This is a genomic window from Nocardioides sp. BGA-UO-ETr-FS32 (genome assembly GCF_059567905.1).
In genome coordinates this window covers 531626-556980 of sequence record NZ_JCAQOX010000013.1, presented here as the reverse complement: position 1 = coordinate 556980, position 25355 = coordinate 531626, and the positions used below count along the sequence as shown (strand labels likewise).

Sequence of the window (25355 nt, the reverse complement as noted above, 5' to 3'; positions counted from 1 at the left end):
TCCCGCAACCGGCAAGGACTCATCGTGCGTTTGCTCAACCGAACCGCTGGTCGCCTCTCCCGGCACCGTCGGGGACCACTTGCGGGTCTCGCGGTGCTGCTGCTGGGGCTCCTGATCAGCGGCTCCCTCTACACGGCCTTCTCCCCTGCCCAGGCTGACAGCCAGCCGAGCGAGACCGAGCAGGTCGCGCAGGGCAAGGAGCTCTTCCTGGCCAGCTGCTCGTTCTGCCACGGCCAGAACGGCGAGGGCGTGCCGACCGTCCGCGACGGCTACCAGCTCGGCCCGTCGCTGGTCGGCGTGGGTGCCGCCGCCGTCGACTTCCAGGTCGGCACCGGTCGCATGCCGATGGCGAGCCCGGGTGCGCAGGCGCCGCGCAAGAAGGTCGTGTTCACCGACGAGGAGACCGCGGCGCTCGCCGCCTACGTCGCCTCGCTCGGCCCCGGCCCCGCGATCCCCGACGAGTCCGACTACTCCATCGAGGGTCTCTCGGAGGAGGAGCGCGAGGAGGCCATCTCCCGCGGCGGGCAGATCTTCCTCACCAACTGCACCGCGTGCCACAACTTCAACGGTGCCGGCGGCGCGATGCCGCGCGGCGGGTACGCCCCCTCGCTCCACGGCGTCGAGGGCAAGTACATCTACGAGGCCCTGCTCACCGGCCCGCAGCAGATGCCCAACTTCAGCAACGGCAACCTCTCCCCCGAGGAGAAGCGCGACGTCATTGCCTACCTCGGTAGTCTCGAGGAAACCCCCGAGTACGCCGGCTTCACGCTCGGCGGACTGGGCCCGGTCTCCGAGGGCCTGTTCGCCTGGGTGGTCGGCATCGGTGGACTCGTGGGTGCAGCGGTCTGGATCGCCTCGCACACGACGCGCAGCAACAAGAGCAAGGTGAACGCGTGAGCAACGACAACACCCTCGACACGTACGACTCGCACGTGCCCGCGCACCGCGAGTCCGAGCCGATCCCCGACCCCGGGCTCCCGGCGCACACGTGGCGCCCGACCGACGTCGACCCCAAGGCCGAGAAGCGTGCCGAGCGCCAGATCGCCGCGATGTTCATCGCCGCGATGGTCTTCGCCGTGCTGTTCGTGGTCGCCTACTTCTCGTTCGAGGTCGGCGACAACTGGGACACCTTCGCCGGCATGGGCGCCTCCACGGTCTCGCTCGGCGTGACGCTCGGCATGAGCCTGCTGCTCATCGGCACCGGCATCATCCACCTGGCCCGAAAGCTCATGGCCGACCACGAGATGGTCGAGATGCGGCACCCGGCCGCCTCCCCGGCCGAGGACCGCGAGGCGACCGTCCAGGCGCTCAACGACGGTCTCGAGGAGGCCGGCATCGCCCGCCGCCCGCTGGTCCGCAACACGATGCTCGGCGCCGTCGGCATCCTCGGCCTCCCCGCGGTCGTGCTGCTGCGCGACCTGGCGCCGGGCAACGCGCTCGACATCAACAAGCTCGCCCACACGATCTGGGAGCCGGGCATGCGCCTGGTCCGCGACGTCGTCGGCACGCCGATCCTCGCCAGCGAGGTCGAGACCGGCGACCTGATCAACGCCGCGCCCGAGGCGATGTTCCCCTCCGAGGAGAACGGCTACCCCGAGCTCGAGGGCGCCGAGGAGCAGGCCGAGAAGGCCAAGGGCGCCATCATCATCGTCCGGATGGACCCCGACGAGATCACCCCGCTCGAGGGCCGCGAGAAGTGGACCGTCGACGGCATCATCTGCTACTCCAAGATCTGCACCCACGTGGGCTGCCCGATCTCCCTCTACGAGCGCACCACCCACCACGTGCTGTGCCCGTGCCACCAGTCGACCTTCGACCTCGCCGACCACGCGCGGGTCGTCTTCGGACCGGCTGCCCGCCCTCTCCCCCAGCTGCCCATCGCGGTGGACGACGAGGGCTACCTGGTCGCGCAGAGCGACTTCACCGAGCCCATCGGGGCGAGCTTTTGGGAGCGTGAGAAGCTGTGAGCACCGACTCGAGGCTGGACACCAGCAAGGTGGCGACCAGCAACCGCACGGATGCGGCCACCGCCTCCAAGCCCGGCCCGGCCGGCTCGCTCGCCACGTGGGCCGACGACCGCCTCGGTCTCGCCTCGGCGATGAAGAAGAACCTGCGCAAGGTCTTCCCCGACCACTGGTCGTTCATGCTCGGCGAGATCGCCCTGTGGAGCTTCGTCGTGCTGCTCCTCACCGGCGTGTTCCTCACCCTGTGGTTCAACCCGTCGATGGGTCACGTCACCTACGAGGGCTCCTACGACCAGCTCCGCGGCGTCGGCATGTCGGAGTCGATGGCCTCGACGCTGCACATCTCCTTCGACGTGCGCGGCGGACTGCTGATGCGCCAGATGCACCACTGGGCGGCGTCGATCTTCATCGCCTCGATGATGGTCCACCTGCTGCGCGTCGCGTTCACCGGTGCCTACCGCAAGCCGCGTGAGCTCAACTGGGTCATCGGCTGCCTGCTTCTCCTCCTCGGCACCCTCGAGGGCTTCACCGGCTACTCGCTCCCCGACGACCTGCTGTCGGGCACCGGCGTCCGGGCCGCCGACGGGTTCCTCAAGGCCACCCCGGTGGTCGGCACCTACATGTCGTTCCTGCTGTTCGGCGGCGAGTTCCCCGGCGAGTCGATCATTCCGCGCCTCTACATCATCCACGTGCTCCTGATCCCGGGCATCCTGCTCGCGCTGATCGCCGCGCACATGCTGCTGCTCGTCTACCACAAGCACACGCAGTGGCCCGGCCCCGGCCGCACCGAGCAGAACGTCGTCGGCTTTCCGATGCTGCCCGTGTACGCCGCCAAGGCCGGTGGCTTCTTCTTCATGGTCTTCGGCGTCACCGCCCTCATGGGCGGCCTGATGTCGATCAACCCCGTGTGGAAGTTCGGCCCCTACGACCCGACCAAGGTGACGGCTGGCTCGCAGCCCGACTGGTACATGGGCTGGCCCGACGGCCTGCTGCGCATCATCCCCACCGGCTGGGAGTCGGTGATCTTCGGCTACACGATCTCGTGGAACGTGCTGATCCCGATCCTGCTCCTCCCGCCGCTGATGCTCGTGATCCTGATGCTGCTGCCCTTCATCGAGGGCTGGATCACCGGTGACAAGCGTGACCACCACCTGCTCCAGCGGCCCCGCAACGCGCCGACGCGCACCGCGGTGATGGTGTCCCTGATGACCTTCTATGGCCTCGCCTGGGCCGCCGGCGGCAACGACATCATCGCCATCAAGCTCGACCTGAGCATCAACCAGATCACCTACTTCATGCGAGTGGCGGTCTTCGTCGGCCCGGCGATCGCGTTCTGGGTCACTCGCCGCTGGTGCATCTCCCTGCAGCGCCACGACAACGAGAAGCTGCTCCACGGCTACGAGACGGGCGTCATCACCCGCTCGCCCGAGGGTGCCTACGCCGAACGGCACCTGCCGATCAGCGAGACGGCCGCCTACACGCTCACCGCACGTGACCGCGACGAGGTCTACACCGTGGGCAGCGACACCGACGCCTCGGGCGTGGCGGCGCCCAACTCCCGCTCGGAGAAGCTGCGCGCCAGGCTGTCGTCCTGGATGTACAGCGACAACGTGCAGAAGCCCACGCGCGAGGAGCTCGAGGCGGCGCACCACCACGCCCAGCACGAGGCGGAGCTCCAGGCGGGCCTCGACCACCCGGTCGACGGTCACCAGTTCGACGACCACCGCCTGCGCGACACGACCGACGTGCCGCTGCGCGACCACTGAGTCACCGCTCCACGCACGAGGGCCCGCCGGGATCATCCCGGCGGGCCCTTCGTCGTTCCTACCCAACGCGCCTGCGGACGGTGCGTGAGGCACCTTTTGTAGCGCGAAAACCTGCCTCACTCACCGCTCCCCCGCGCGCCGGCGTACGACACACCCGCTGGCGGTGCGTGAGGCACCTTCTGAGGCGGAAGAACGTGCCTCACTCACCGCTCCCCGCGTGCCTCCGTACGGCATGCCCCAGGGCGGTGCGTGGGCCACAGTCCACGAGTACCGGAGGTGGCTGGCGCACCGCTGCCCCGCGCGCCGGCGTACGACACACCCGCCGGCGGTGCGTGAGGCGCATTCCGTGGCGCGAGAACCCGCCTCACTCACCGCTCACGAGCGCGCGGCACAGGACGCTCAGGAGAGCGCGGAGCCCTGCTTCCACTCGGCGGCGGAGAGGTTCCAGTCGCCGAAGCCGTTCTCGAGGGTCATCTGCCGCTCCGAGCCGGTGACCTCGACGACGTCGCCCCGGCTGGTGCGGTCGTAGAGCCACTGGGCGTCGGCCAGGCTCATCCCGACGCAGCCGTGGGACACGTTGGCACTGCCCTGGGAGCCGGTCGACCAGGGTGCGGCGTGGAGGAACTCACCGGAGTAGGTGACCCGCAGCGCGTACTGCACGTTGGAGAGGTCGTAGTACTCCGGGTCGGACTCGTCGACGCCGATCGTGGCGGCGTTCATCCGCTTGCGGCGGAACTTCTCGATGATGACCTTGGTGCCGGAGCGGGTCTCCCAGCCTGCCTTGCCGGCACTGATCGGCATGGTGCGGGCGAGCTCGCCGTTGACGAACGTGCGCATCGTGTGGGTGCTGACGTCGACGCGGCTGACGACGGAGTCACCGATCTGGAAGTCGATGCTGCGCGACTCCTGGCCGTAGATCCCGTTGCCGGCCGGCAGGCTGTTGATGTCGAGGTCGACGGAGACGTCGGTGCCGGGCTTCCAGTAGCGCGCGGGCCGGTAGTGCGCCTCACGGTCGCTCAGCCAGTACCAGGAGCCCTTCTGCGCGGGCGTGCTGGTGACGCGCATGTGCTTCTCGAACAGCGCCCGGTCGGTGACCGGCAGGTCGAAGGTCACCACGACCGGCATCCCCACACCCACGGTCTCGCCGTCGAGCGGCGCGACCGCCGCGAAGGTCTGCTCGTCGAGCGTCAGGTCGACGGTGCGGAACGAGCGCGTGCGCTCGACGCTGCGACCGTCGGAACGCGTCGCGGTGGCGGTGATGGAGTAGTCGGTGCCGGGCTCGAGCAGGCTCGAGGAGGTCCACGTGCCGTCCGCGACCGTGCCCTCGACGTCTCCCGCCGCCGACGTGACGCGTACGGCGTCCAACGTCCCACCGGAGGTGGTCACGGTGACGGGCGCGTCGATCGGTACGGCGGCCGCGTCGGCGAAGCTGGTCGTCAGCCGGACCGGGGCGGGCCTGGCGTCCTCGGTGGCTCCCACGGCCCCGGAGCCGTTCGCGGCGCCGTCGTCACCGGTGCCGGACGACGTGCTGCACGCGGCGAGACCGCCCGCCAGCATCAGCACCGTCGCCGCGGCGGCCGTACGCCGGCGTGCGGTGTGCGTGGACCCGAGCGTGCGTGAGCGCATGCGACCAACCCCCGTGCAGAGCCCGCCCGGGACGGGCGGTGGAACAGAAGAACCCGTCCAGAGTACGTCCTGGACGGGTCCTTCCGAAAAGCGCGCGTGGCTCAGTGGGCGTGCTCGCCGCGGTAGTACTCGAAGACGAACCCACAGGTCACGACCGCGCCGACGGTGAAGCCGATGATGACCAGCCACCACGCCGTCATCGCCGTGCCGTAGACGATCACGCCCAGGGCGAGGGCGCACCACAGCGGCCACCACGAATAGGGCGGGAAGAAGCCCAGCTCACCGGCGCCGTCGGCGATCTCGCCGTCCTTGCGGTCCTCGGGACGCGCGTCCATGCGCGAGGCGTGGAACCCGAGGTAGAGCGTGACCATGCCGAACAGCAGCGCGGTCATGACCAGCGCCGTGGTGCCGGTCCAGTCCCCGGCGAGGAACCAGTAGGCCGGGGTGACGACCGCGATGAACAGCGCAGTGATCCCGAAGATCCATGCCTCGGCCTTCATCGGTCGTCCTCCTCGGTGGGCTTGTGGGGCTCGGCAACGCCGTCCGCACGGTTGCGCAGCATCTCCTCGCGACCGTCGACCTCCGGCGCGTCGGCGACGTCACCGTTGCGCTCGGCCTCGTTGTCGGCCAGCTCGAGCAGCGCGATCTCCGGGTGGTGCAGGTCGAAGGCCGGCGACTCGGAGCGGATCCGCGGGAGCGTGTGGAAGTTGTGGCGCGGCGGCGGGCTGCTGGTGGCCCACTCGAGGGAGCGGCCCCAGCCCCACGGGTCGTCCACCTCGACCTTCGGGCCCTTGGCGGAGACGTAGACGTTGTAGAGGAACGGCAGCGTCGAGGCGCCGAGCAGGAAGGCACCCACCGTGGAGATCTGGTTGAGCGTGGTGAAGCCGTCCTCGGGCAGGTAGTCGGCGTAGCGGCGCGGCATGCCCTCGACACCCAGCCAGTGCTGGACGAGGAAGGTGGTGTGGAAGCCGATGAACAGCAGCCAGAAGTGCAGCTTGCCGAGACGCTCGTCGAGCATCTTGCCGGTCATCTTGGGCCACCAGAAGTAGAACCCGGCGAACATCGCGAACACCACGGTGCCGAAGACCACGTAGTGGAAGTGCGCCACCACGAAGTAGGAGTCGGACACGTGGAAGTCCAGCGGCGGGCTGGCCAGGATGACACCGGTGAGACCACCGAAGAGGAAGGTCGTGAGGAAGCCGATCGACCACAGCATCGGGGTGTCGAAGGACAGGGAACCGCCCCACATCGTGCCGATCCAGTTGAAGAACTTCACGCCGGTCGGCACGGCGATGAGGAACGTCATGCCGGAGAAGAAGGGCAGGTCGACCGCACCGGTGACGAACATGTGGTGGGCCCACACGGCCACCGACAGCATCGCGATGCCGAGGGTCGCGGCGACCAGGCCGACGTAGCCGAAGATCGGCTTGCGGCTGAAGACCGGGAGGATCTCGGAGATGATGCCGAAGAACGGCAGGGCGATGATGTAGACCTCGGGGTGGCCGAAGAACCAGAACAGGTGCTGCCACAGGATCGGTCCGCCGTGCGACGGGTCGAAGACGTGGGCGCCGAGGATCCGGTCTGCCTCCAGCGAGAGCAGCGCGCCGGCGAGGATCGGGAAGACCAGGATCACGAGCATGCTGGTGATCAGCGTGTTCCACACGAAGATCGGCATCCGGAACATGGTCATGCCGGGCGCGCGCATGCAGATGATCGTGGTGATGAAGTTGACGCCACCGAGGATCGTGCCGAGACCGGCCATCCAGAGGCCCATGATCCAGAGGTCGCCACCCACCCCCGGACTGCGTACGGCGTCGGACAGCGGCGTGTAGGCGAACCAGCCGAAGTCGGCGGCGCCACCCGGGGTGAGGAAGCCGGACGCGGCGATGAGGCCGCCGAACAGGAACAGCCAGTAGCTGAACATGTTGAGGCGTGGGAACGCCACGTCGGGCGCCCCGATCTGCAGCGGCATGATCACGTTGGCGAAGCCGAAGAACAGGGGCGTCGCGAACAGCAGCAGCATGATCGTGCCGTGCATCGTGAACAGCTGGTTGTAGAGCTGGTCGTTGACGACCTGCTGCCCCGGGTAGGCCAGCTCGGACCGGATCAGCATGGCCATCAGGCCGCCGATCAGGAACCACGCGAACGAGGTGATCAGGTACATCTTGCCGATCAGCTTGTGATCGGTCGTGGTGAGGATGCGCACGGCCTGCTCACCCAAGGGCTTGCGCTCCGGCGGCGGCGCCGCGGCGTGCGGCGTGGCGGTGGTTGCGGCGCTCACTCGCTGTGTCCTTCCGACTCGTCATCGAGACCGGCCTGGTCCCGGACGTAGCTGCCGCCGAGAATGGGCGTCTCGACGGTGTTGCCGGCCTCGGCCAGCTCGGCGAGGTGGGCCTCGTACTCCGACTGGCTGACGACCTCGACGTTGAAGAGCATCCGCGAGTGCGAGACACCGCAGAGCTCGTAGCACTTGCCCGCATAGGTGCCCTCGACGGTCGGGGTGACCTGGAGCTTGTTGACCCGGCCGGGGATGACGTCCATCTTGACGAGGAACGACGGCACGCCGAAGTCGTGGATCACGTCGGGCGAGTGCAGGTTGAACTGGATGGTCTGGTCGACGGGGATCACCAGCGTCGGGATCTGGGCGCCGGTGCCCGAGGTGTAGACGTAGGAGCTGTAGGCGAAGTCGGGCTCACCGTTCTCGTCCTCGCCAGCGGTGGCGGACGGGTTCTGCTGCTCGCCCACGCCGTGGTTGAAGGTCCACGACCACTGCTGGCCGAGCACCTCGACCGTCATGTCGGGGTTGTCGTCGAGCTTGACGACCTCGTCCTGGACGCGCACGGTGTGGAAGAAGAACACCACGCACATCAGCACCGGGGCGATCGTGTAGAAGACCTCGAGCGGCAGGTTGTAGCGCGTCTGCCGCGGGACCTCGTCGTCGCTGCGGCGACGGAACTTCACCACGGCGTAGAAGATGAGGCCCCAGACGATGACGCCGGTCACCATGGCGGCGACCCAGGCCCACTTCCAGAGCTCGTAGGTGTAGGGACCTTCGGCGCTGGCACGGTCGGGCATCGCGAGGTTGCGGATCTGGTGCTGGTCGGCCTCGGAACATCCGGCCAGCACCAGCATCGTCACGCCCAGCAGCGCGACCTTCAGGGTGCGCCTCGCAGGCACGCCTGAAAGCTTGGGGACTTGCAGACCCACTGACGAGCCTCTCTCTCGGTCCTTTTCGACGTACAGAGAGTATCCCCAACGGGCCACGCCGGGCAGGGCAGGGTCGGGTGTCGGGCGATCTGTGCAGGTCAGGCTCCGTGCTTGCGCCTGCCGCAGGCGGTGCGTGGCATAAGTTGCCCCTGTGACTGCCCCTTCGACCGGGCCCGGCGACCTCGACGCCGCGTCGTCCGCGCCGCTGCACCCGGCGGCCCGCGACGTGCTGCTCGCCGCCCTCGACCGGGGGTACGCCGACCCGCGACGGCTGCACCGCGCGGGTCGCGACGCGCGGCTGCTGCTCGACAACGCGCGCGAGGCCACGGCGGACGCGCTCGGCGTACGCCCCGACGAGGTCACCTTCACGCCCAGCGGCACCCACGCGGTCCACCTGGGGCTGCTGGGGCTGGTGCGCGGCTCACGCCGTGGCGACGGGGTCGTGCACTCGGCCGTGGAGCACTCCGCGGTGCGCCACGCCGTGGCGTGGGGCGCCAGGGGCGACGAGGTGGGCGTCATGGGCGACGGCCGCGTCCACGACGGCGACCTGGTCCAGGGCGCGATCGCTCCCGGCACCGGTGTCGTCGCGCTCCAGACCGCCAACCACGAGGTGGGCACCGTCCAGGACGTCGGAGGCTTCGAGCTGCCCGACGAGGTGCCCCTCTTCACCGACGCCTGCGCCTCGATGGGCCGCCTGCCGCTGCCGGACGGCTGGGCCGCGGCCGCCGGCTCGGCGCACAAGTGGGGCGGCCCGGCCGGGGTCGGCGTGCTGCTGGTCCGCAAGCGCGCCAGGTGGCGCAACCCGTTCCCCGACGACGACAGGGTCGACGAGCGGTCCACCGGCTTCGAGAACGTCCCCGCCGTCCTTGCCGCGGCTGCCTCCCTGCAGGCAGTCGTGGCCGAGCGCGACGAGGTCAACGCCCGCCAGCACGAGCTCGTCGACGTCGTACGCCGCCGGGTCGCCGCCGAGGTGCCCGACGTCGAGGTCGTCGGCGACCCCGACCGCCGCCTCCCCCACCTCGTGACGTTCTCGTGCCTCTACGTCGACGGCGAGGCGCTGGTCACCGAGCTCGACCGCCGCGGGTTCGGGATCGCCAGCGGATCGGCCTGCACGGCGTCGACGCTGACCCCCAGCCGCGTGCTGGAGGCGATGGGCGTGCTGACCCACGGCAACGTACGACTCTCGCTCCAGCGCGGGACGACGCGGGCCGACGTGGACGCCTTCTGCGACGCGCTCCCCGGGGTCGTGGCCGAGATCCGCTCGCGGGTGGGCCTGTGAGCCCCGGAGACGAGGTCGCCCTCGAGCTCGACTGCCGCGAGATGCCGTGCCCGATGCCCGTCATCGAGCTGGCCCGGCACCTTGCCGACGTCGAGGTCGGCGAGCTGCTCGCGGTGGTCGCGCACGACCCCGCCGCCGCGGTCGACGTACCGGCCTGGTGCCGGATGAAGCAGCAGGAGTACGTCGGCGCGGACGTCGCCGCCGACGGCGCCCCGCGCTACGTCGTACGACGCGTCAGGGTCGGATCGTCTTGAGGTGCGGCTCGAAGTCGGCGACAGCGTCGTCGCCGTAGGTCGCGGCGCACCGCGCGAGGAAGGCGCTGCGGGAGATCTCGTACTCCTGGGTGCCCACCTGCTCGACGACGTGGACCGCGAGCAGGCAGCCGAGCTGGGCGGCGCGCTCGTGGCCGAGGCCCCAGCTGAGCGCGGCCAGGAAGCCGGCGCGGAAGGCGTCGCCGACACCGGTCGGCTCCACCTTCTCGATCTCGGGCACGGCGCCGACGACGATCGACTCCTCGCCCTCGCGGTCGATCCGTACGCCGGCGGGGCCGAGGGTGACCACCCAGGTGCCGACGCGCGAGAGGACCTCCTCGCGGCTCCAGCCGGTCTTCTGGGTGATCAGGCTGGCCTCGTACTCGTTGGAGAACAGGATGTCCGCGCCGTCGATGAGCGGGCGGATCAGCTCGCCGTCGCCGAACGCGAGCTGCTGGGAGGGGTCGGCCAGGAAGCGGTAGCCGCGCTGGCGGCACTCCTCGGTGTGGCGCAGCATGCCCATCGGGTCGTCGGGCCCGATGATCACGTAGTCGGGCTCGCCGACGCGGTCCACGATCGGCTTGAGCTCGATCTCGCGCGACTCGCTCATCGCGCCGGTGTAGAAGCTCGCGAACTGCGCCATCGAGGAGTCGGTGGTGCACACGAAGCGCGCGGTGTGGCGGGTCTCGGAGACGTGCACCGAGTCGCAGTCGACGTTGTGGCGCTCGAGCCAGGCGCGGTAGTCGGCGAAGTCCTCGCCGACCGCCCCGACGAGCACCGGGCGAAGGCCCAGGTTGCCGAGCCCGAAGCAGATGTTGGCCGCGCACCCGCCCCGGCGTACGTCCAGGTCCTCCACGAGGAAGGACACCGACAGCTTGTCGAGCTGGTCGACGACCAGGCTGTCGCTGAACTTGCCCGGGAAGGACATCAGGTGGTCGGTGGCGATGGATCCGGCAACGAGGAGGGACACGACTCGAAACACTACCTTTCGGTACACCTCGGGATACGCATCAGTAGCCAATACGGTCGGGGACATGACGACTTCGCGACGCCCCTCCTCCCTCGCCGGCGACGAGCTGGGGACCCTCGCCGAGATGGCCGCCGACGGTCGTGAGGCCAGCCGCAACCTCGGCCTGCAGGGCCGCCTCGAGCGTGCCGCCAAGGCGGCCGCGAGCCCGGCCCCGAGCCTCCGCTTCGACGACTACCCGGTCGAGGTCGGCAAGCGCGAGATCCGAGTCTCCGACGCCGCTGCCCGCATCGCCAACGCGCTGCACCTGCACCTGGACTGACGACTCCCGCTGCGTACGGCACCCGTACGCATGACGAAGGGCCCCAGCCGACCGGCTGGGGCCCTTCGTCGCGTCAGATCAGTGGAACGAGTCGCCGCAGGCGCACGAGCCCGTGGCGTTGGGGTTGTCGATCGTGAAGCCCTGCTTCTCGATGGTGTCGACGAAGTCGATCTCGGCACCGTTGAGGTAGGGGACGCTCATCCGGTCGACGACGACGGTCACGCCGTCGAAGTCGGTGGTGACGTCGCCGTCGAGCGTGCGCTCGTCGAAGAAGAGCTGGTAGCGCAGGCCCGAGCAGCCACCCGGCTGCACGGAGATGCGCAGGGCCAGGTCATCACGACCCTCCTGCTCGAGGAGGCTCTTCACCTTGCCGGCGGCGACAGCGGAGAGGTTGATCTGGTCGGTGCGGCGCTCGGTGGTCTCGACCTGCTCGGTCATCTCATCACTCCAGAAGTCTCGGGGTACTGCTTGCTTCAATGGTCGCACATCGAGCGATATTCCCCGCGCTCGCGCCCGCTCTCGCCCTGCCGTGCTTCGGGGGTGGCGGCACATCGCTCTCGAGCAGCCCTCGCGACCGCCATCTGCCGCCACTGACGCCCACCCCGACTCCGGGGTGGCGGCACATCGCGCCCGAACAACCCTCGGGACTGCCATCTGCCGCCACTCTCAGGCAGTTCGGCGTCGTGGCGGGACCACCGGGACCCGCCGGAGGAATGAGGCCCGACCGGCCGGCGTGAACAGGGACTCCTGCAGGAGCCGGTGCCATGCGCGTATCCGACCGGGATCGTGAGCTCGCCCGAGGGACCTGTCGGCGTCCTCGAGCACCGAGACGGCCCGGTGGATGACGTCCCCCGCTGTGTAGCCGCGACGTACGAACCCCTCCCGATCGACCCGACGATCACGACGCCGGTCGCCGACACGACGCGGGGCCTTTTCGTGCTCGTCCCCATCGAACTCGTGGAGGGCATCCGTTCCGACGACCCACAGGTCGGCCTTGGCCACCAAGACACCGTTCGCGTCGGTGAGCGTCCATTGGGGCTCCACCTCGATGTCGCAGACGACATGAAGCAGTCGGAGCAACGATTCCCACAGGGACTCGGCGCGCCCGTCGGCCAAGCTGAGGGCCGTTCTCAGCCGTCGGCTCCCCGGTCGTCGCGACTTCGCCATGGCCTCCAGCTCGTCCAGCGAGACCAGGCCCAGGTAGAGCGCAGCGTCGACAAGGGCGACGAGGTCCACCAGCCCCACCCATCGTGCCGTGGCCATGAGTGCCTCTGGCACCACGGCAACACGGAGCCCGCGGACGACGTCGTACGCCACCGGACGGACGTGCCGACTGGTGTGCACGCCGGTGCGCATCGGCCGCGGGTCGTCCTTGGCCATCGCCATGAAGACGGGACATCCGACAGGTAGCGGTGGAAGGGGCACGCCGCGCACCTCCAGCGCGGTGAGGCCGGTGAAGCACCCGACCTCCGTCATCAGCAGCTGCCAGCCAGCCAGGTCGCCCTCGTCCCAGACGGGCGGATGGTCCGTCGAGACGGGCGTGCCGATGGGCCTGTGCACGCCGTACGTCACGTTCGCCCACGTCGCGCCGCGCCGATGTCCCCTGATCGCCTCGATCTCGCCCATGGCTTGAGACTCGGGCGTCGACGTCCGGCTGTCGCTCGCGCAAGGTCTGGCCTGGGGACGAGGCCTGTAGCGGCCGACCTGTGGAGGATTTCTGGCCTCGGACATGCCAACCGTGGTGGCCGCAGATCACACGAGAACGACACCGCGAACCGCAATATGCCGCCACCCTCACCGGACCTCCAGCAAGGGTGGCGGCAGATCGCACGCCAAGGACCCCGCAAGTCGCAATGTGCCGCCACCCCGAGACGGCCCCACGTTCGCGCCGACCTCAGCGCGACCAGGTGCGCGCCACCCGGGCCGCGAGGTCCGCGAGGGCCTCGGCGGGGGCGCCGAGGGCCCGCTCCTCCCCCACCAGCTCCACGAGCGAGTACGCCGACTCGATGCCGAGGGCGCGCATCTCGCGGGAGCCGACGAGCACCTGGCCGGCGAGGGCGACGCAGGGACGCAGGGCCTCCGACGCGATCCCGGCCACGCCGTAGGGCACCTTGCCGGCGCGGCTGGAGAAGTCGAAGGCTCCCTCCCCCGTGACCACGAGGTCTGCCGCGCGCGCCCGCGGGGCCAGGGAGACGGCGTCGGCGACCAGGGCGATGCCGGGCTCGCGGGTCGCGCCGAGCGCGAGCAGGGCGTACCCGATCCCGCCGGCGGCGCCCGCCCCCTTCTCCAGGGACGTACGCCGGTCCGTGGCTGCCGCGAAGGACTCCAGCCAGCCGTCCACCTCGGCGATCCGGTCCTCGGCGAGGCCCTTCTGCGGGCCGAAGGTCTTCGTCGCGCCGAAGAGCCCGGTCAGCGGGTTGTCGACGTCGCTCGCGGCGACCAGCGTGACGCCGGCCAGGCGCGCCCGGGCCGGTGCGAGGTCGACCGACGTCACCCCGGCAAGCGCGGCGGGCCCGCCGTCGAGGACGCCGTCCGCCGTGGCGCCGAGCGCCGCCAGGACGCCGGCGCCCCCGTCGTTGGTGCCCGACCCGCCGAGGCCGACCACGACCGTCGTGGCACCCCACTCCACCGCCGCCAGGACGAGCTCGCCCACGCCCGCGCTGGTCGCGGTCTCGACGTCGCCGGAGTCAGGGCCGGACTCGGCGCCGGAGACCAGGTGCAGGCCGGCGGCCTGCGCGCTCTCGACGTACGCCGTGTCACCCACGCGGAGCACCACGGCGGGCACCGGCGACCCGTGCGGGCCGCTGACGGTGACGGCGGACAGGTCACCGCCGAGGGCCGCGTGCAGGACGTCCACGAACCCGGGGCCGCCGTCGGCCATCGGCGCGAGGTCGAGATCGTCGTCGGGCGCCTGCCGACGCCAGCCCGCGGCGATCGCCTCCGCGGCCTGGACGGCGGTGAGGGTGCCGGCGAACTTGTCGGGGGCGATCAGCACGCGCATGGCTCCCATGATCCAGCACGGCCCCGCAGCGGGTGCGTCGGGCATGCTTGGGGCATGAGCCTGGACACCGCATGATCGAACCCGTCGTCGCCGAGATCACGGTCCCGGTGAGCATCACCGAGGCCTTCGTCGGCTTCACCGCCCAGATGGGCGAGTGGTGGGACCCGATGCTGACCCCCGAGCCCGCCACCTTCACCGGGATCTCGATCGACCCCGAGGGCCCCGTCGCGTCGTTGCACGGCGACGAGGAGTTCACCTGGGGACGGGTGATGAAGTGGGACCCGATCGGCCACTACACGCAGGAGTTCTGGCTCGGGCACCCGGAGGACGAGGCGACCGTCGTCGACGTCCGCTTCACCGAGGCACCCGAGGGCACGCTGGTGCGGCTGGTGCACAGCGGCTGGGTCCCCGGCACCGAGGAGCTCCGCGAGAAGTTCACGCACTGGGGCGAGCTGCTGGAGCGGTACGCCTCCCACGTGTCGTGACCGCTCCGGTCGTCCGGCCGATGCGCGAGGAGGACCTCGAGGCGTTCGGCGAGATCACCGCGACCAGCTACTTCGAGGTCGACGCGCGCACCTACCAGCGGGCCTGGCCCGACCCCGTACGCCGGCCGCCGGGCCGTAACGCGCACTGGATGCGACGGACCGGCCGTGCGCTCGCCACCGACCCGGGCGGCTGCTGGGTCGCGGAGGTCGAGGGCGAGGTCGTCGGCGGCGCCGTGTCGCGCGTGCGCGAGCTGATGTGGATCCTCGCCTCGTTCGCGGTGCGGCCCGACCAGCAGGGCCGCGGCATCGGCACCCAGCTGATGGCGGCAGCCATGCACCACGGCAGGGGCTGCCTGCGCGGCATGTTCGCGGCCAGCGCCGACCCCGGGGCCGTCCGCCGCTACCGGCTCGCCGGGTTCGACCTGCACCCGCAGATGCTGCTCACCGGTGTCGTCGACCGCAGCGCGATCCCCGTCGTCGAACGCGTTCGCGAGGGCACCGCCGCGGACGTGGAGCTGATGAACTCCGTGGACCGCCGCACGCGCGGCGCCGCTCACCTCGACGACCACGACCTGCTGCTCGACCAGTTCCGGCTGGTCGTCACCGACCACACCACCGGCTCGGGCTACGCCTACGTCGACGACGACGGCGTCCCCGTGCTGGTCGCCGCCACCAACCGGCGTACGGCGGCGGGGCTGATGTGGGAAGCGCTGGCGTCCTCGACCCCCGGGGCGCAGGTCGAGGTCCGTCACATCACCGCGGCCAACGGGTGGGCGCTCGACGTCGGGCTGGCGGCCCGGCTGGCGATCTACACCAACGGCTACCTCTGCGTGCGCCAGATGAAGCCGCCGGCGCCGTACGTCCACCACGGCTCGCTGCTGTAGCCCGTCAGGTCGCGGACCCGGGCTCCAGGCGTGCCCCGGCTGCGATCGGGCCCGACACCCGCGAGTCGCGGCCGACCAGCACGAGGTCGTCGTCGTGGGCGAGCCTGCGCGTCGGCTCCGCACCCACCCGTGCGCCCGCGAGCACCTCGCAGCGCTCGTCCAGCACGGTCGTACGGACCACGGCGCCCGCGCGGATGACGCAGTCCTCCATCACCACGCTGTCGTGGACCTCGGCGCCCCTCTCGACCACGACACCGGGGCCGAGCACGCTGCCCGAGACGAGCCCCGCGACGTCGGCCCCCGGAGAGAGCAACGAGTCGCGACACTCCCCCGTGGCCCGTACGCGCGAGGCGGGCCGGTCCGGCCAGTGCGAGATGACGGGGCGCTCGGGGGCGTCGAACACGTCGACCTTGCCGGCCAGCAGGTCGCGGTGGGACTGCAGGTAGAGACCCGGCTGGCCGACGTCGCGCCAGTAGCCGGTGAGCGGCACGGCGACGGCCCGGCCGGTCTCGGCCAGCCGCGGGAGCAGGTGCTCGCCGAAGTCGCCGATGCCGCTGTCGCCGTCGTCGCCCTGCTCGCCGGACAGCTCGTGCCGCAGGTCGCGCAGGGTCGCCAGGAGCACCTCGGTGTCGTAGACGAAGATCTCGGTCGCGACAGTGCCCGACGAAGGGCGCGACGGCTTGTGCTCGACGCCGGTGATCGTGCCGTCCCGCTTCGCCAGCACCACGACGTTGTCGGAGGCGTCCTTCCTGGTCACCTCGCTGGTCAGGACAGTGGCGACCCGGCCGGAGGCGATGTGCTCGTCGACGACCGGCGCGAGGTCCATGTTGAAGACGTGGTCGGCACTGCACACCACGAGCGTGCGGGCGCCGAACGCCTCGATGTCGGCCGACATCCGCAGGAGCAGGTCGCCGTTGCCGAAGGCGAAGCCGCTCTCGGTCGCCGGCCCGGTGCCCGTCTGCGGGATGATCCGGCGGAAGCCGCCGCGGTTGCGGTCCAGGCTCCAGGGCCGGCCGCCGGAGAGGTAGTCGTCGATGGAGGTCACCTGGTACTCCAAGGAGACCCACACGTCGACGAGGTCGGCGTGCACGAGGCCGGACATCGCGAAGTCGATGAGCTTGTGCACCCCGCCGTAGGGCAGCGCCGGCTTGGCGCGCTCCCTCGTGAGCACGTCCATCCGGGACCCCTGTCCCCCGGCCTGCACCAGGGCCAGCACCTCACCGCGTCGTGACATGGCGAGAGCATGGCACTCCTGCGGGTGTGGCGCGCTCACCCCCTCGGGCAGAAGGTGCATGGATGACCAGGTCGGTGACTGCCCTCGCGTGGGCCGTGCTCGCCGCCGCGCTCGCGCTGCTGGGGCCGGTGGCCACGGCAGCGGCCGCGCCGGAGCAGGACGCGCGCGCCCTGCCCGCCTTCACCGACGTCTCGACCACGTCCGGGACCAGCTGCGCGACGGCTGCGGGCAGCCGCGGCTCCGCGGTCCGGGTGTGGTGCTGGGGCAGCAACGGCTCGGGGGCGCTGGGCCCTGAGGGGATGAACGGCACCGTGGCGAGCCCCCGGCCCATCGCCGGCCGCTGGGTCCAGCTGGACAACGGCGGCGGAGTCCTCTGCGGCGTGCGGAGCCGTGGTCGCGGCTACTGCTGGGGTCGCGGCGACATGGGCCAGCTCGGTGGCCCGATCTCGGGACTGCCCGAGCCGCGACCGCAACGGGTGCCGGGCCGGTGGCGCGAGATCCGCACCGACGGGGACACCTCGTGCGGTGTTCGCAGGGGCGGAGCCCTCTACTGCTGGGGCTACGACAACAACGGGCAGGCGGGTGGCGTGGACACCCTCTACGTCATCGGGCCCCAGCGGCTGGGAGTCGGTTTCGTCTCCGTCACACCCGGCGGCACGTCCTGCGGGTTGAAGCGCAACGCGTCCGCCTGGTGCTGGGGACGGGGAAACTACAACCAGCTGGCCAACGGCGACGACTACAACACCGGAGTCCCCCAGCGGATCCCAGGCCGATGGCGCGCCGTGGCAGTCGACGACGGCACGGGCTGCGGCGTACGCCCCTCGGGACGCGCGGCGTGCTGGGGCGAGAACACCTCCGGACAGGTCCGCCCCGGCGCGCCCAGCGACGTCGAGGGCGTGCGCGTCCTCCCCGGCAGGTGGCGCGACGTCGACCCCGGCGGTGCCACCACCTGCGGGGTCACCGCCTCCGGGCGTGGGGCGTGCTGGGGTTGGAACGGCGTGGGGACGGCAGGCGCCGGCGCCGGCACCGAGGTCGCCGGCCTGCACCGGCTCCCCGGCCGGTGGTCGGGGCTGGAGTCGCTGGGCTCGACGACCTGCGGCATCCGCACCGACCGCCACGCGTGGTGCTGGGGCAGCAACGAGGACGGCAACGTGGGCAACGGCACGCTGGAGCCGCGCTTCTCTCCCTACCGTCTCGACGGTCGCTGGACCTCCCTGTCCCTCGCCGACACCTACACCTGCGGGCTCCGGGGCGGCGGTACGGCGTGGTGCTGGGGCAGCGGCACCAGCGGGCAGCTCGGCTACGGCGGGCTCGACGACCGGCTGACACCGGTGCGGGTGCGGTGAGCGGGTGCCGGTCCTGCTGAGCGGCCGATCTAGGATCGGGACATGAGCCTCGTCGACCTGCCGCTCCTCCCCCTCGGCAAGGGCCGCGACCTCGACGCCGAGCGCGGCGTCGAGTGCCCCGGTGACCTGCCCGCGGCGTCCGACCCCGACCTCGTCGCCCGCGCCCGCGCGGCCAAGGAGGCGCTCGGCGAGCGGGTGTTCGTGCTGGGCCACCACTACCAGCGCGACGAGGTCATCCAGTTCGCCGACGTCACCGGCGACTCCTTCAAGCTCGCCCGCGACGCCGCGGCACGACCCGACGCCGAGTTCATCGTCTTCTGCGGCGTGCACTTCATGGCCGAGTCGGCCGACATCCTCACCGCGCCGAGCCAGCAGGTCGTGCTCCCCGACCTCGCCGCCGGCTGCTCGATGGCCGACATGGCCCGTCTGCGCCAGGTCGAGGACGCCTGGGACGCGATGGCCGACGCCGGCATCCAGGACGCGGTCGTCCCGGTCACCTACATGAACTCCAGCGCCGACATCAAGGCGTTCTGCGGACGCAACGGGGGCGTCGTCTGCACGTCCTCCAACGCGGAGGTCGCGCTCGAGTGGGCCTTCGACCAGAAGCCCGACGCCGCCGACGGCGCCAAGGTGCTCTTCCTCCCCGACCAGCACCTCGGCCGCAACACCGCCGTCCTCCAGATGGGCATCGCCCTCGACGAGTGCGTCGTGTGGGACCCGCTGCAGCCCGGCGGCGGCCTCACCGCCGATGAGCTCCGCAACGCGCGGATGATCCTCTGGAAGGGCCACTGCTCGGTGCACGGCCGGTTCTCCGAGGACGTCGTCGACGAGCTGCGGGCCCAGCACCCCGGCATCAACATCCTCGTCCACCCCGAGTGCAAGCACGAGGTGGTGCTCAAGGCGGACCTGGTCGGCTCGACGGAGTTCATCATCAAGACCATCGAGGCCGCTGAGCCCGGCACGGTCTGGGCGATAGGCACCGAGCTCAACCTCGTCAAGCGGCTGGCCGACGCCCACCCCGACAAGACGATCGTCTTCCTCGACCGCAACGTCTGCTACTGCTCCACGATGAACCGCATCGACCTGCCGCACCTGGTGTGGGCGTTGGAGAGCCTCGTCGCCGGCACGGTCGTCAACCAGGTCACCGTCGATCCCGAGACGGAGGCCGACGCGCTCGTGGCGCTGCAGCGGATGCTCGACCTGCCGGGCAAGTCGCACCGCGACTGAGTCGGACCACGGGGCCCGATGAGCGCAGCTCGCACGATCGGCGACGCCGAGCGTCGCCGCCGGATCGCGATGCGCCACGGCCTCGCGCCGGCGTACCGCCTCGACTCCGTCGTCGCTGTCACCAACGCGATGACGGTGCTGCACGCCACCGAGGCCGCCACCGTGCACCTCGCCGTCGCGGCGCGCTCGGACGGGCTCACGCCCGCGCACGTCGACCACGAGCTCTACGAGGCCCGTCGGGTGGTCAAGCAGCTCGCCATGCGCCGCACGCTCTTCGTCTTCCCCCGCGAGCTGCTGCCCGCGGCGTGGGGCAGCGCGTCGGCCCGGGTCGCGTCGTCGGAGCGCAAGCGCATCGCCAAGGCCATCGCGGGCGCCCGCATCGCCGACGACGGTGACGTCTGGCTCGACGCGGCCCGCGCGGCCGTGCTCGCGCGCCTCGCCGCCGGGCCGGCCTCCACCTCCGAGCTCCGCGCCGAGCTGCCGGAGCTGGCCGGGATGATCGGCGGCGACACCGACAAGCCCTACGACCGGCCCGTGCCGGTCGCCCCGTGGGTGCTCACCCACCTCGGTCTCGAGGGCGCGATCCTGCGGGGCCGCAACGCCGGTCACTGGCGGTTGAACAAGCCCACCTGGACGCGGACCGACGACTGGCTGGGGCCCGTGCCGGGGCCGCTCGAGGAGGCCGCAGGCTACGCCGAGCTCGTACGCCGCTGGCTGGCCACCTTCGGGCCGGGCACGGCCGCGGACCTCCAGTGGTGGCTCGGCTCCACCAAGACGGCCGTCACCCGCGCGCTCGCCGACGTCGGCGCGGTCGAGGTCGCCCTCGACGACGGCTCGACCGGCTGGGTCGGGCCCGGCGACGTCGACGACACCGGCCCGGTCGAGCCGTGGGCCGCGCTCCTGCCCAGCCTCGACCCGACCGTGATGGGGTGGAAGTCGAGGGCGTTCTACCTCGACCCGGCCCACGTGCCCCACCTCTTCGACACCAACGGCAACGCCGGCACCACCGCGTGGTGGGACGGACGCATCGTGGGCTGCTGGGTGCAGGACGACGCCGGCACCGTACGGCTGTCGCTCCTCGAGGATGTCGCGCCCGACGGCCGGGCGGCCCTCGAGCAGGAGGCGCAGCGGCTCACCGCGTGGCTCGACGGCGTCGTCGTGGGCAACGTGTACGCCTCGCGCCAGATGAAGCAGGCGAAGCTGCCCTAGCCGCTGCGGGGCGTGGGCTCAGGCCCCGACGACGGGCAGCTCGAACCAGAAGACGGACCCGCCGCCGACGCGCTCCTCGACCCCCATCGAACCGCCGTGGGCCTCGACGATCCGCCGGCACGTGGCCAACCCGATCCCGGTGCCGTCGACGGTCTTGTCGAGACGGGCGAGCGGGGCGAAGACCCGCTCGTGCTTGTCGTCGGGCACGCCTCGTCCGCGGTCGCGCACCTCGATCCGGCTGTGGCCGTCACGGAGCACCGCCTCCACCTCGATCTCGGGGTCGGTGCCGTCGACGGTGAACTTCGCCGCGTTGTCGAGCAGGTTCATCAGCACCGACCGCAGCTGGGCCGCGTCGCCGCGGGCGGGCGGGAGCGGGCCGGACCGTACGCTCCCGCGCGGCACCCGGCCGTCGAGGTCGTCGAGGGCCGAGACCAGCTCGGCGTCGAGGTCGACGACGTCGTCGCCGGGCGCCACCCCCTGGGTCGCGAACTCGAGCAGGTTGCTGATCAGGCCGCCCATCCGGTCGACGCCGCGACGGGCCCGCGCGAGCGTGTCGGTCTGGTAGGGGTCGGTGATCTCGAGCTCGAGCGCCTCGAGGGAGAGCGAGATCGCCGTCAACGGGTTCTTGAGGTCGTGGCTGACCTGCCCGGCGAAGTGGGCCAGCCGGTCGTTGGACGTGCTGAGCCGTTCGTTGACCTCGCTGAGGCGCCGGGACGCGAGCTCCAGCTCGAGCACGTCGACGACACGGTCGGCCAGCTGCTCGAGGCCCTTGGCCGCCTCCGGAGTGACCTGGTGCACCTCGTTGTCGAAGACGCACAACGTGCCGATGACGACGCCCGAGGGGGTGCGCAGCGGCTGCGAGCCGTAGTAGCGCACGTCGGCGAGCTCGCCGGTCGTCCAGGGGTTGCCCGCGAACCGCGCGTCGTGCCCGGCGTCCTCGACCATGATCGGCTCGCCCGACTCGACGACGAGGCGGCACATGGCGTCCTCCATCGGCGTGCCCTGCCCCTCGAAGCCCGAGGTGGCCACCGGGTGCTGGACGCCGCGGCTGAAGAGGTTGACGGCCGCGAAGGGCACGCCGGCCACCTGGGCGGCGAGCTCGACCAGTGCGTCGAGCTCGCGGCGGGGCGGGCGGCCCAGCACGTCGTACGCCGCCAGCACGCGCTCGCGACGCTGGTCGTCGGCCGGTCCGCTCACAGCCCCGGCGCCTTCCAGACCGCCAGCCATCGCTGCAGGTCGGGCTCCATCGGCAGCTCCTCTCCCAGCAGGTCGCGCACGGACAGCTCGAGCAGCGTGTCACGGGACCGATCGCCGGTGGGTGCGAACGGGTAGAACGTGCCCTGCTTGTAGAGGTAGGTCAGACCGAAGCGCTGCCCGGAGGCGTTGGCGAACGGCACCATCGAGCACAGCAGCCCGGAGTCGAAGCCGTTGAGCTCGAGCGTGGTGTTGACGGCGTGCAGGTCGGTGCACAGCCCCGCCATGTCCGCCTTGTCACCGGTGACGACGAGCCAGGTGAAGCCGAAGTCGTCCTGGGTGACCTCGACGTCGGGCGCCTCGGGGTCGTCGCGGATCAGCGCGAGCATGTCAGCCTGGGTCTGCGCGAAGGCGGCCCCGGCCGCGGAGCGGTAGCAGACCGACCCGGTGCCCGTCGGCTCGAAGCCGAGTGCGGTCTGCAGCGTGATCGCCGCGCTCGGCACGTGGAAGAGCGCGTCGAGGTTGTTGCGCCGGGGCTGCACCCGCCCCCGCATCGCCTCCCACAGTCCCATCGGTCCCCCTCAGCCGGTCGGCCGGCTCAGCTCGGCCTGGATCCGGGCCAGCTGCTCGAGCCGCTGCTGGAGCGGCGGATGGGTCGCCACCAGGCCGCTGAGGCCGCCGCTGAGGGCGGGGACGATGCACAGGGCGCTGGCAGCGCTGCCGGCGCGCAGGTCACGCCGGGGCGTCGCGGCCGCCTCTCCGCTGATCTTCTGCAGCGCGCGGGCCAGCGCGCCGGGCTTGAGCGTCAGGTAGGCGCCGGCCCGGTCGGCGCTGAGCTCGCGGTAGCGCGAGAGGAGCCGCAGCAGCAGGAAGCTGACGGCGTACACGACGAGGCTGATGAGCACTGCGACCAGCACGGCCGGGAGGCTGCTGCTGTTGCGGGAGCGGCCCATCCCGCCGAACTGCGCGAACCGCATCAGGAGCCCGGCCGCGATCCCGGCCGAGGAGGCGACGGTCATCACGAGCACGTCGCGGTGCGCGACGTGGCTGAGCTCGTGGGCCAGGACGGCCTCGAGCTCTTCCGCGTCAAGCGTCTGGAGGATCCCGGTGGTCACGCACACGACCGCCCGGTCGGGCGAGCGACCGGTCGCGAAGGCGTTGGGCACCGCGAGGTCCGAGATGCCGACGCGGGGCTTGGGCATGTCGGCCAGCGCGCACAGCCGGTCGATCATGCCGTGCAGCTCGGGCGCCTCGTCGGGGGTGACCTCCCGGGCGCGCATCGCGCGCATGGCGACCGAGTCGGAGGTCCACCACTGCCAGAAAGCGATGCCGATCGCGATGACCGCGACGATCGGCGCGTAGCCCGTGCCGACGACGTAGATGAGTCCTACGACGAGGCCGACGAAGAGCGCCCCGAGCAGGAACATGGTCAAGGTCATCCGGGCGGTGAGCCCGGAGTCCTTGATGAAGCGTGTGGTGGCCACCGAGGGGGCGTCTCAGCCAGGGATCAGGCCGTCGTCGCCCAAGAGCTCGCGGACCTCGTCGATCGTCGCGTCCGGTGGCGGCAGGATCAGGTCGGACTCGTCGAGCGACTCCAGCGCGTGGTGCGTGCCGCTGGAGCGCACGGCGGCGAGCAGGCCCTCCAGCGCGGTGCGGAACATCGCCTCGTCGCCGGACTCGATGGCGTGCTCGATCTGGTTGTCCAGCCCGTTGAGGGCATCGAGCGCGTGGTCGTCGAGGTCGTACTGCCCCTCGCCGAGGATCCGGACGATCATGCCCGTCCGCCCTCGGTGTTGTCGTCCTCGGTGCGCACGGCCTCGGGCTCGGCGGCCAGGATGTCCCCGCCGTCCTCGCCCGCCTCGATCGCCTGCGGCGAGCTGCCCGCCTTGAGCCGGGCGAGCTCGGCCTCGACGTCGGAGCCCGAGCTGAGGGCGTCGAGCTCACGCGTGATGTCGTCGCCGGCGTTGAGCTGCGAGGCGTCGTCGAGGGCGCCGGAGGCGATGAGCTCGTCGATGGCCTGGCCGCGCGCCTGCATCTGGGCGGTCTTGTCCTCGGCCCGCTGGATCGCGAGGCCGACGTCGCCCATCTCCTCACCGATGCCCGACATCGCCTCGCCGATGCGCGTCTGCGCCTCGGCGGCGGTGTAGGTCGCCTTGATCGTCTCCTTGCGGGTGCGGAACGCCTCGACCTTGGCCTGCAGCCGCTGCTGGGCCAGGACGAGCTTCTCCTCCTCGCCCTGGAGCGTGGCCTGCTGCTCCTTGAGGCTGGTGATCTGGGAGGCGAGCCCGGACTTGCGGGTCAGCGCCTCGCGGGCGAGGTCCTCGCGGCCGGCGCCGATCGCCTTCTCGGCCTGCCCCTGCAGCTTGGCGGCCTGCTGCTCGAGCTGGTTGACCTGGAGCTCGACCCGCTTGCGGCTGGTGGCGACGTCGGCGACGCCCCTCCGCACCTTGGAGAGCAGCTCGAGCTGGCGCTGGTAGCTGTAGTCGAGGGTCTCGCGGGGGTCCTCCGCCTTGTCCAGGGCCTTGTTGGCCTTGGAGCGGAAGATCAGGCTGATGCGCTTCATGAGACTCATCGGGGTGGAGACCCTCTCTTGGTCATGCGGGGGTGCTGGCGGTGACGTCCAGAGACGTACGGACTGTGTCCTCACCCTAGGACCAAACCCAAGCCGGAGGTAGGGCATCGGCGCGACACCGGTCCCGGCGGGTCGCGGCGATAGGCTGGCCCCCACATCCCGTCCGGCACCCGATCGGCCCCCCGATCCACGCCCGGTTCCTCCTCGAAGACCACGTGAAGGCAGCACCCGTGTTCCGTCGTTCCACCCCCGAGCCCGAGCTCCCGCCGACCCACGACAAGGTGGGCGGCAAGGGTCGCCCCACGCCGTCGCGCAAGGAGGCCGAGGCCGCCGCGCGTGCCCGCGCCAAGGTGCCGCGGACCCGCAAGGAGCAGGCGGCCGCCCAGCGCGCCGCGCGCGGCGACGCCTCCCGCAAGATGCGCGCGGCGATGAAGACCGGCGACGAGCGCTACCTGCCGAGCCGCGACCGTGGCCCCGTACGCCGCTTCATCCGCGACTTCGTCGACTCGCGCTTCTCGTTCATCGAGCTCATGGTCCCGCTGCTGATCGTGTCGATGGTGCTCGGCTACTCCGGCAACCCGAGCATGATCCAGCTCGGCAACACCGTCCTGTTCACCACGCTGCTCGTGATCGTGTTCGACATCGTGATGCTCCGCTTCCGCCTGCGCCGCGAGCTCTCCCGCCGCTTCCCCGACGAGCCGCTGAAGGGCACGACGCTCTACGCCGCCATGCGCTCGCTGCAGATGAAGTTCCTGCGCCTGCCCAAGGCACAGGTCAGGATCGGCGAGAAGCTCCCCGAGACCTATCGATGAGCCCCCTGC

General features: G+C 71.1%; 26 protein-coding genes. 12 read left to right on the top strand and 14 right to left on the bottom strand.

The genetic code is table 11. From position 1 onward, the window contains the following. Positions 1–24: 24 nt before the first annotated feature. Genes qcrC through qcrB form a run of 3 tightly spaced genes read left to right on the top strand, consistent with a single transcriptional unit; the run spans position 25 to position 3730 of the window. Positions 25–897: a cytochrome bc1 complex diheme cytochrome c subunit gene (gene qcrC, locus AC57BS_RS07870; RefSeq protein WP_496410876.1), complete on the top strand. Its 873-nt coding sequence runs from the start codon at positions 25–27 to the stop codon at positions 895–897. Next, positions 894–1967: a cytochrome bc1 complex Rieske iron-sulfur subunit gene (qcrA, locus tag AC57BS_RS07865; protein ID WP_496410875.1), complete on the top strand. Its 1074-nt coding sequence runs from the start codon at positions 894–896 to the stop codon at positions 1965–1967. Before qcrC ends, qcrA begins: the two co-directional genes overlap by 4 nt. Then, a complete protein-coding gene (gene qcrB / locus AC57BS_RS07860; protein ID WP_496410874.1) occupies positions 1964–3730 on the top strand; it encodes a cytochrome bc1 complex cytochrome b subunit in 1767 nt (588 codons plus the stop codon). Before qcrA ends, qcrB begins: the two co-directional genes overlap by 4 nt. 399 nt (positions 3731–4129) lie before the next feature. Here the strand turns inward: qcrB and AC57BS_RS07855 are convergent, their stop codons facing one another. The 4 genes from AC57BS_RS07855 to ctaC all read right to left on the bottom strand — a co-directional run bounded on the left by AC57BS_RS07855 (position 4130) and on the right by ctaC (position 8533). Then, positions 4130–5356, bottom strand: coding sequence for a L,D-transpeptidase (locus tag AC57BS_RS07855; protein ID WP_496410873.1), 1227 nt, complete (start codon positions 5354–5356; stop codon positions 4130–4132). Positions 5357–5457: 101 nt separating this feature from the next. After that, positions 5458–5856: a cytochrome c oxidase subunit 4 gene (locus AC57BS_RS07850; RefSeq protein ID WP_496410872.1), complete on the bottom strand. Its 399-nt coding sequence runs from the start codon at positions 5854–5856 to the stop codon at positions 5458–5460. After that, positions 5853–7577: an aa3-type cytochrome oxidase subunit I gene (ctaD, locus tag AC57BS_RS07845; protein ID WP_496411259.1), complete on the bottom strand. Its 1725-nt coding sequence runs from the start codon at positions 7575–7577 to the stop codon at positions 5853–5855. Before ctaD ends, AC57BS_RS07850 begins: the two co-directional genes overlap by 4 nt. Positions 7578–7633: 56 nt before the next feature. Further along, positions 7634–8533 carry an aa3-type cytochrome oxidase subunit II gene (ctaC, locus tag AC57BS_RS07840; protein WP_496410871.1) on the bottom strand — a complete coding sequence of 300 codons (900 nt, stop codon included), beginning with the start codon at positions 8531–8533 and terminating at the stop codon, positions 7634–7636. 181 nt (positions 8534–8714) lie between these two features. On the opposite strand from ctaC, the gene AC57BS_RS07835 reads away from it, so the two are divergent. Continuing rightward, positions 8715–9842: a cysteine desulfurase family protein gene (locus AC57BS_RS07835; RefSeq protein ID WP_496410870.1), complete on the top strand. Its 1128-nt coding sequence runs from the start codon at positions 8715–8717 to the stop codon at positions 9840–9842. Next, entirely contained in the window at positions 9839–10096 is a 258-nt protein-coding gene (locus AC57BS_RS07830; protein WP_496410869.1) for a sulfurtransferase TusA family protein, read from the top strand. Before AC57BS_RS07835 ends, AC57BS_RS07830 begins: the two co-directional genes overlap by 4 nt. Here AC57BS_RS07830 and AC57BS_RS07825 read toward each other — a convergent pair. Continuing rightward, the gene (locus AC57BS_RS07825; protein WP_496410868.1) at positions 10077–11063 is read right to left on the bottom strand and encodes a carbohydrate kinase family protein; all 987 of its coding nucleotides are present in this window, start codon (positions 11061–11063) and stop codon (positions 10077–10079) included. The genes AC57BS_RS07830 and AC57BS_RS07825 overlap by 20 nt on opposite strands. A gap of 64 nt (positions 11064–11127) precedes the next feature. Here AC57BS_RS07825 and AC57BS_RS07820 point away from each other — a divergent pair, with 64 nt between their 5' ends. Then, the gene (locus tag AC57BS_RS07820; RefSeq protein ID WP_496410867.1) at positions 11128–11382 is read left to right on the top strand and encodes a hypothetical protein; all 255 of its coding nucleotides are present in this window, start codon (positions 11128–11130) and stop codon (positions 11380–11382) included. Positions 11383–11460: 78 nt separating this feature from the next. Here the strand turns inward: AC57BS_RS07820 and erpA are convergent, their stop codons facing one another. From erpA to AC57BS_RS07805, 3 genes are all read right to left on the bottom strand, one after another. Further along, positions 11461–11820 (bottom strand): iron-sulfur cluster insertion protein ErpA, encoded by a 360-nt coding sequence (erpA, locus tag AC57BS_RS07815; RefSeq protein ID WP_090971856.1) that lies wholly within the window; start codon positions 11818–11820, stop codon positions 11461–11463. Positions 11821–12048: 228 nt separating this feature from the next. Next, on the bottom strand, positions 12049–13008 hold the full coding sequence (locus AC57BS_RS07810; RefSeq protein WP_496410866.1) for a hypothetical protein: 960 nt from the start codon (positions 13006–13008) through the stop codon (positions 12049–12051). Between the two features lie 268 nt (positions 13009–13276). Then, entirely contained in the window at positions 13277–14428 is a 1152-nt protein-coding gene (locus AC57BS_RS07805; RefSeq protein ID WP_496410865.1) for a glycerate kinase family protein, read from the bottom strand. Between the two features lie 26 nt (positions 14429–14454). Here AC57BS_RS07805 and AC57BS_RS07800 point away from each other — a divergent pair, with 26 nt between their 5' ends. Continuing rightward, positions 14455–14868, top strand: a complete 414-nt coding sequence (locus AC57BS_RS07800) for an SRPBCC domain-containing protein (RefSeq protein WP_496410864.1) — start codon at positions 14455–14457, stop codon at positions 14866–14868. Next, the gene (locus tag AC57BS_RS07795) at positions 14865–15752 is read left to right on the top strand and encodes a GNAT family N-acetyltransferase (protein ID WP_496410863.1); all 888 of its coding nucleotides are present in this window, start codon (positions 14865–14867) and stop codon (positions 15750–15752) included. Before AC57BS_RS07800 ends, AC57BS_RS07795 begins: the two co-directional genes overlap by 4 nt. 4 nt (positions 15753–15756) lie before the next feature. Here the strand turns inward: AC57BS_RS07795 and AC57BS_RS07790 are convergent, their stop codons facing one another. After that, positions 15757–16986: a glucose-1-phosphate adenylyltransferase family protein gene (locus AC57BS_RS07790; RefSeq protein WP_496410862.1), complete on the bottom strand. Its 1230-nt coding sequence runs from the start codon at positions 16984–16986 to the stop codon at positions 15757–15759. 62 nt (positions 16987–17048) lie between these two features. Here AC57BS_RS07790 and AC57BS_RS07785 point away from each other — a divergent pair, with 62 nt between their 5' ends. The 3 genes from AC57BS_RS07785 to AC57BS_RS07775 are packed head-to-tail and all read left to right on the top strand — an operon-like array spanning position 17049 to position 20768. Continuing rightward, on the top strand, positions 17049–18332 hold the full coding sequence (locus AC57BS_RS07785; RefSeq protein WP_496410861.1) for an RCC1 domain-containing protein: 1284 nt from the start codon (positions 17049–17051) through the stop codon (positions 18330–18332). A gap of 42 nt (positions 18333–18374) precedes the next feature. Further along, positions 18375–19559, top strand: coding sequence for a quinolinate synthase NadA (gene nadA / locus AC57BS_RS07780; protein ID WP_496410860.1), 1185 nt, complete (start codon positions 18375–18377; stop codon positions 19557–19559). Positions 19560–19577: 18 nt separating this feature from the next. After that, the gene (locus AC57BS_RS07775; protein WP_496410859.1) at positions 19578–20768 is read left to right on the top strand and encodes a winged helix DNA-binding domain-containing protein; all 1191 of its coding nucleotides are present in this window, start codon (positions 19578–19580) and stop codon (positions 20766–20768) included. A gap of 18 nt (positions 20769–20786) precedes the next feature. On the opposite strand, the gene AC57BS_RS07770 is transcribed toward AC57BS_RS07775, so the two are convergent. Genes AC57BS_RS07770 through AC57BS_RS07750 form a run of 5 tightly spaced genes read right to left on the bottom strand, consistent with a single transcriptional unit; the run spans position 20787 to position 24534 of the window. Beyond that, the gene (locus AC57BS_RS07770) at positions 20787–21965 is read right to left on the bottom strand and encodes a sensor histidine kinase (protein ID WP_496410858.1); all 1179 of its coding nucleotides are present in this window, start codon (positions 21963–21965) and stop codon (positions 20787–20789) included. Next, positions 21962–22534: a PspA-associated protein PspAB gene (gene pspAB / locus AC57BS_RS07765; RefSeq protein ID WP_496410857.1), complete on the bottom strand. Its 573-nt coding sequence runs from the start codon at positions 22532–22534 to the stop codon at positions 21962–21964. The genes AC57BS_RS07770 and pspAB overlap by 4 nt, the downstream gene beginning before the upstream one ends. A 9-nt stretch (positions 22535–22543) precedes the next feature. Continuing rightward, entirely contained in the window at positions 22544–23446 is a 903-nt protein-coding gene (gene htpX / locus AC57BS_RS07760; protein WP_496410856.1) for a zinc metalloprotease HtpX, read from the bottom strand. Between the two features lie 12 nt (positions 23447–23458). Beyond that, positions 23459–23737: a PspA-associated protein PspAA gene (gene pspAA / locus AC57BS_RS07755; protein ID WP_129454799.1), complete on the bottom strand. Its 279-nt coding sequence runs from the start codon at positions 23735–23737 to the stop codon at positions 23459–23461. Continuing rightward, positions 23734–24534: a PspA/IM30 family protein gene (locus AC57BS_RS07750; RefSeq protein WP_496410855.1), complete on the bottom strand. Its 801-nt coding sequence runs from the start codon at positions 24532–24534 to the stop codon at positions 23734–23736. The genes pspAA and AC57BS_RS07750 overlap by 4 nt, the downstream gene beginning before the upstream one ends. A gap of 230 nt (positions 24535–24764) precedes the next feature. Between AC57BS_RS07750 and AC57BS_RS07745 the strand changes: the two genes are divergently transcribed. After that, a complete protein-coding gene (locus tag AC57BS_RS07745) occupies positions 24765–25346 on the top strand; it encodes a DUF3043 domain-containing protein (RefSeq protein WP_496410854.1) in 582 nt (193 codons plus the stop codon). The last annotated feature ends 9 nt before the right edge of the window (positions 25347–25355 follow it).

Excerpts from the sequence above, each read along its gene's own strand:
- AC57BS_RS07855 (WP_496410873.1), bottom strand. The coding sequence starts at position 5,356 with ATGCGCTCACGCACGCTCGGGTCCACGCACACCGCACGCCGGCGTACG.
- AC57BS_RS07850 (WP_496410872.1), bottom strand. The coding sequence starts at position 5,856 with ATGAAGGCCGAGGCATGGATCTTCGGGATCACTGCGCTGTTCATCGCG.
- AC57BS_RS07820 (WP_496410867.1), top strand. The coding sequence starts at position 11,128 with ATGACGACTTCGCGACGCCCCTCCTCCCTCGCCGGCGACGAGCTGGGG.
- erpA (WP_090971856.1), bottom strand. The coding sequence starts at position 11,820 with ATGACCGAGCAGGTCGAGACCACCGAGCGCCGCACCGACCAGATCAAC.
- AC57BS_RS07810 (WP_496410866.1), bottom strand. The coding sequence starts at position 13,008 with ATGGGCGAGATCGAGGCGATCAGGGGACATCGGCGCGGCGCGACGTGG.
- AC57BS_RS07805 (WP_496410865.1), bottom strand. The coding sequence starts at position 14,428 with ATGCCCGACGCACCCGCTGCGGGGCCGTGCTGGATCATGGGAGCCATG.
- AC57BS_RS07800 (WP_496410864.1), top strand. The coding sequence starts at position 14,455 with ATGATCGAACCCGTCGTCGCCGAGATCACGGTCCCGGTGAGCATCACC.
- AC57BS_RS07790 (WP_496410862.1), bottom strand. The coding sequence starts at position 16,986 with ATGTCACGACGCGGTGAGGTGCTGGCCCTGGTGCAGGCCGGGGGACAG.
- AC57BS_RS07785 (WP_496410861.1), top strand. The coding sequence starts at position 17,049 with ATGACCAGGTCGGTGACTGCCCTCGCGTGGGCCGTGCTCGCCGCCGCG.
- nadA (WP_496410860.1), top strand. The coding sequence starts at position 18,375 with ATGAGCCTCGTCGACCTGCCGCTCCTCCCCCTCGGCAAGGGCCGCGAC.
- AC57BS_RS07775 (WP_496410859.1), top strand. The coding sequence starts at position 19,578 with ATGAGCGCAGCTCGCACGATCGGCGACGCCGAGCGTCGCCGCCGGATC.
- pspAB (WP_496410857.1), bottom strand. The coding sequence starts at position 22,534 with ATGGGACTGTGGGAGGCGATGCGGGGGCGGGTGCAGCCCCGGCGCAAC.
- pspAA (WP_129454799.1), bottom strand. The coding sequence starts at position 23,737 with ATGATCGTCCGGATCCTCGGCGAGGGGCAGTACGACCTCGACGACCAC.
- AC57BS_RS07750 (WP_496410855.1), bottom strand. The coding sequence starts at position 24,534 with ATGAGTCTCATGAAGCGCATCAGCCTGATCTTCCGCTCCAAGGCCAAC.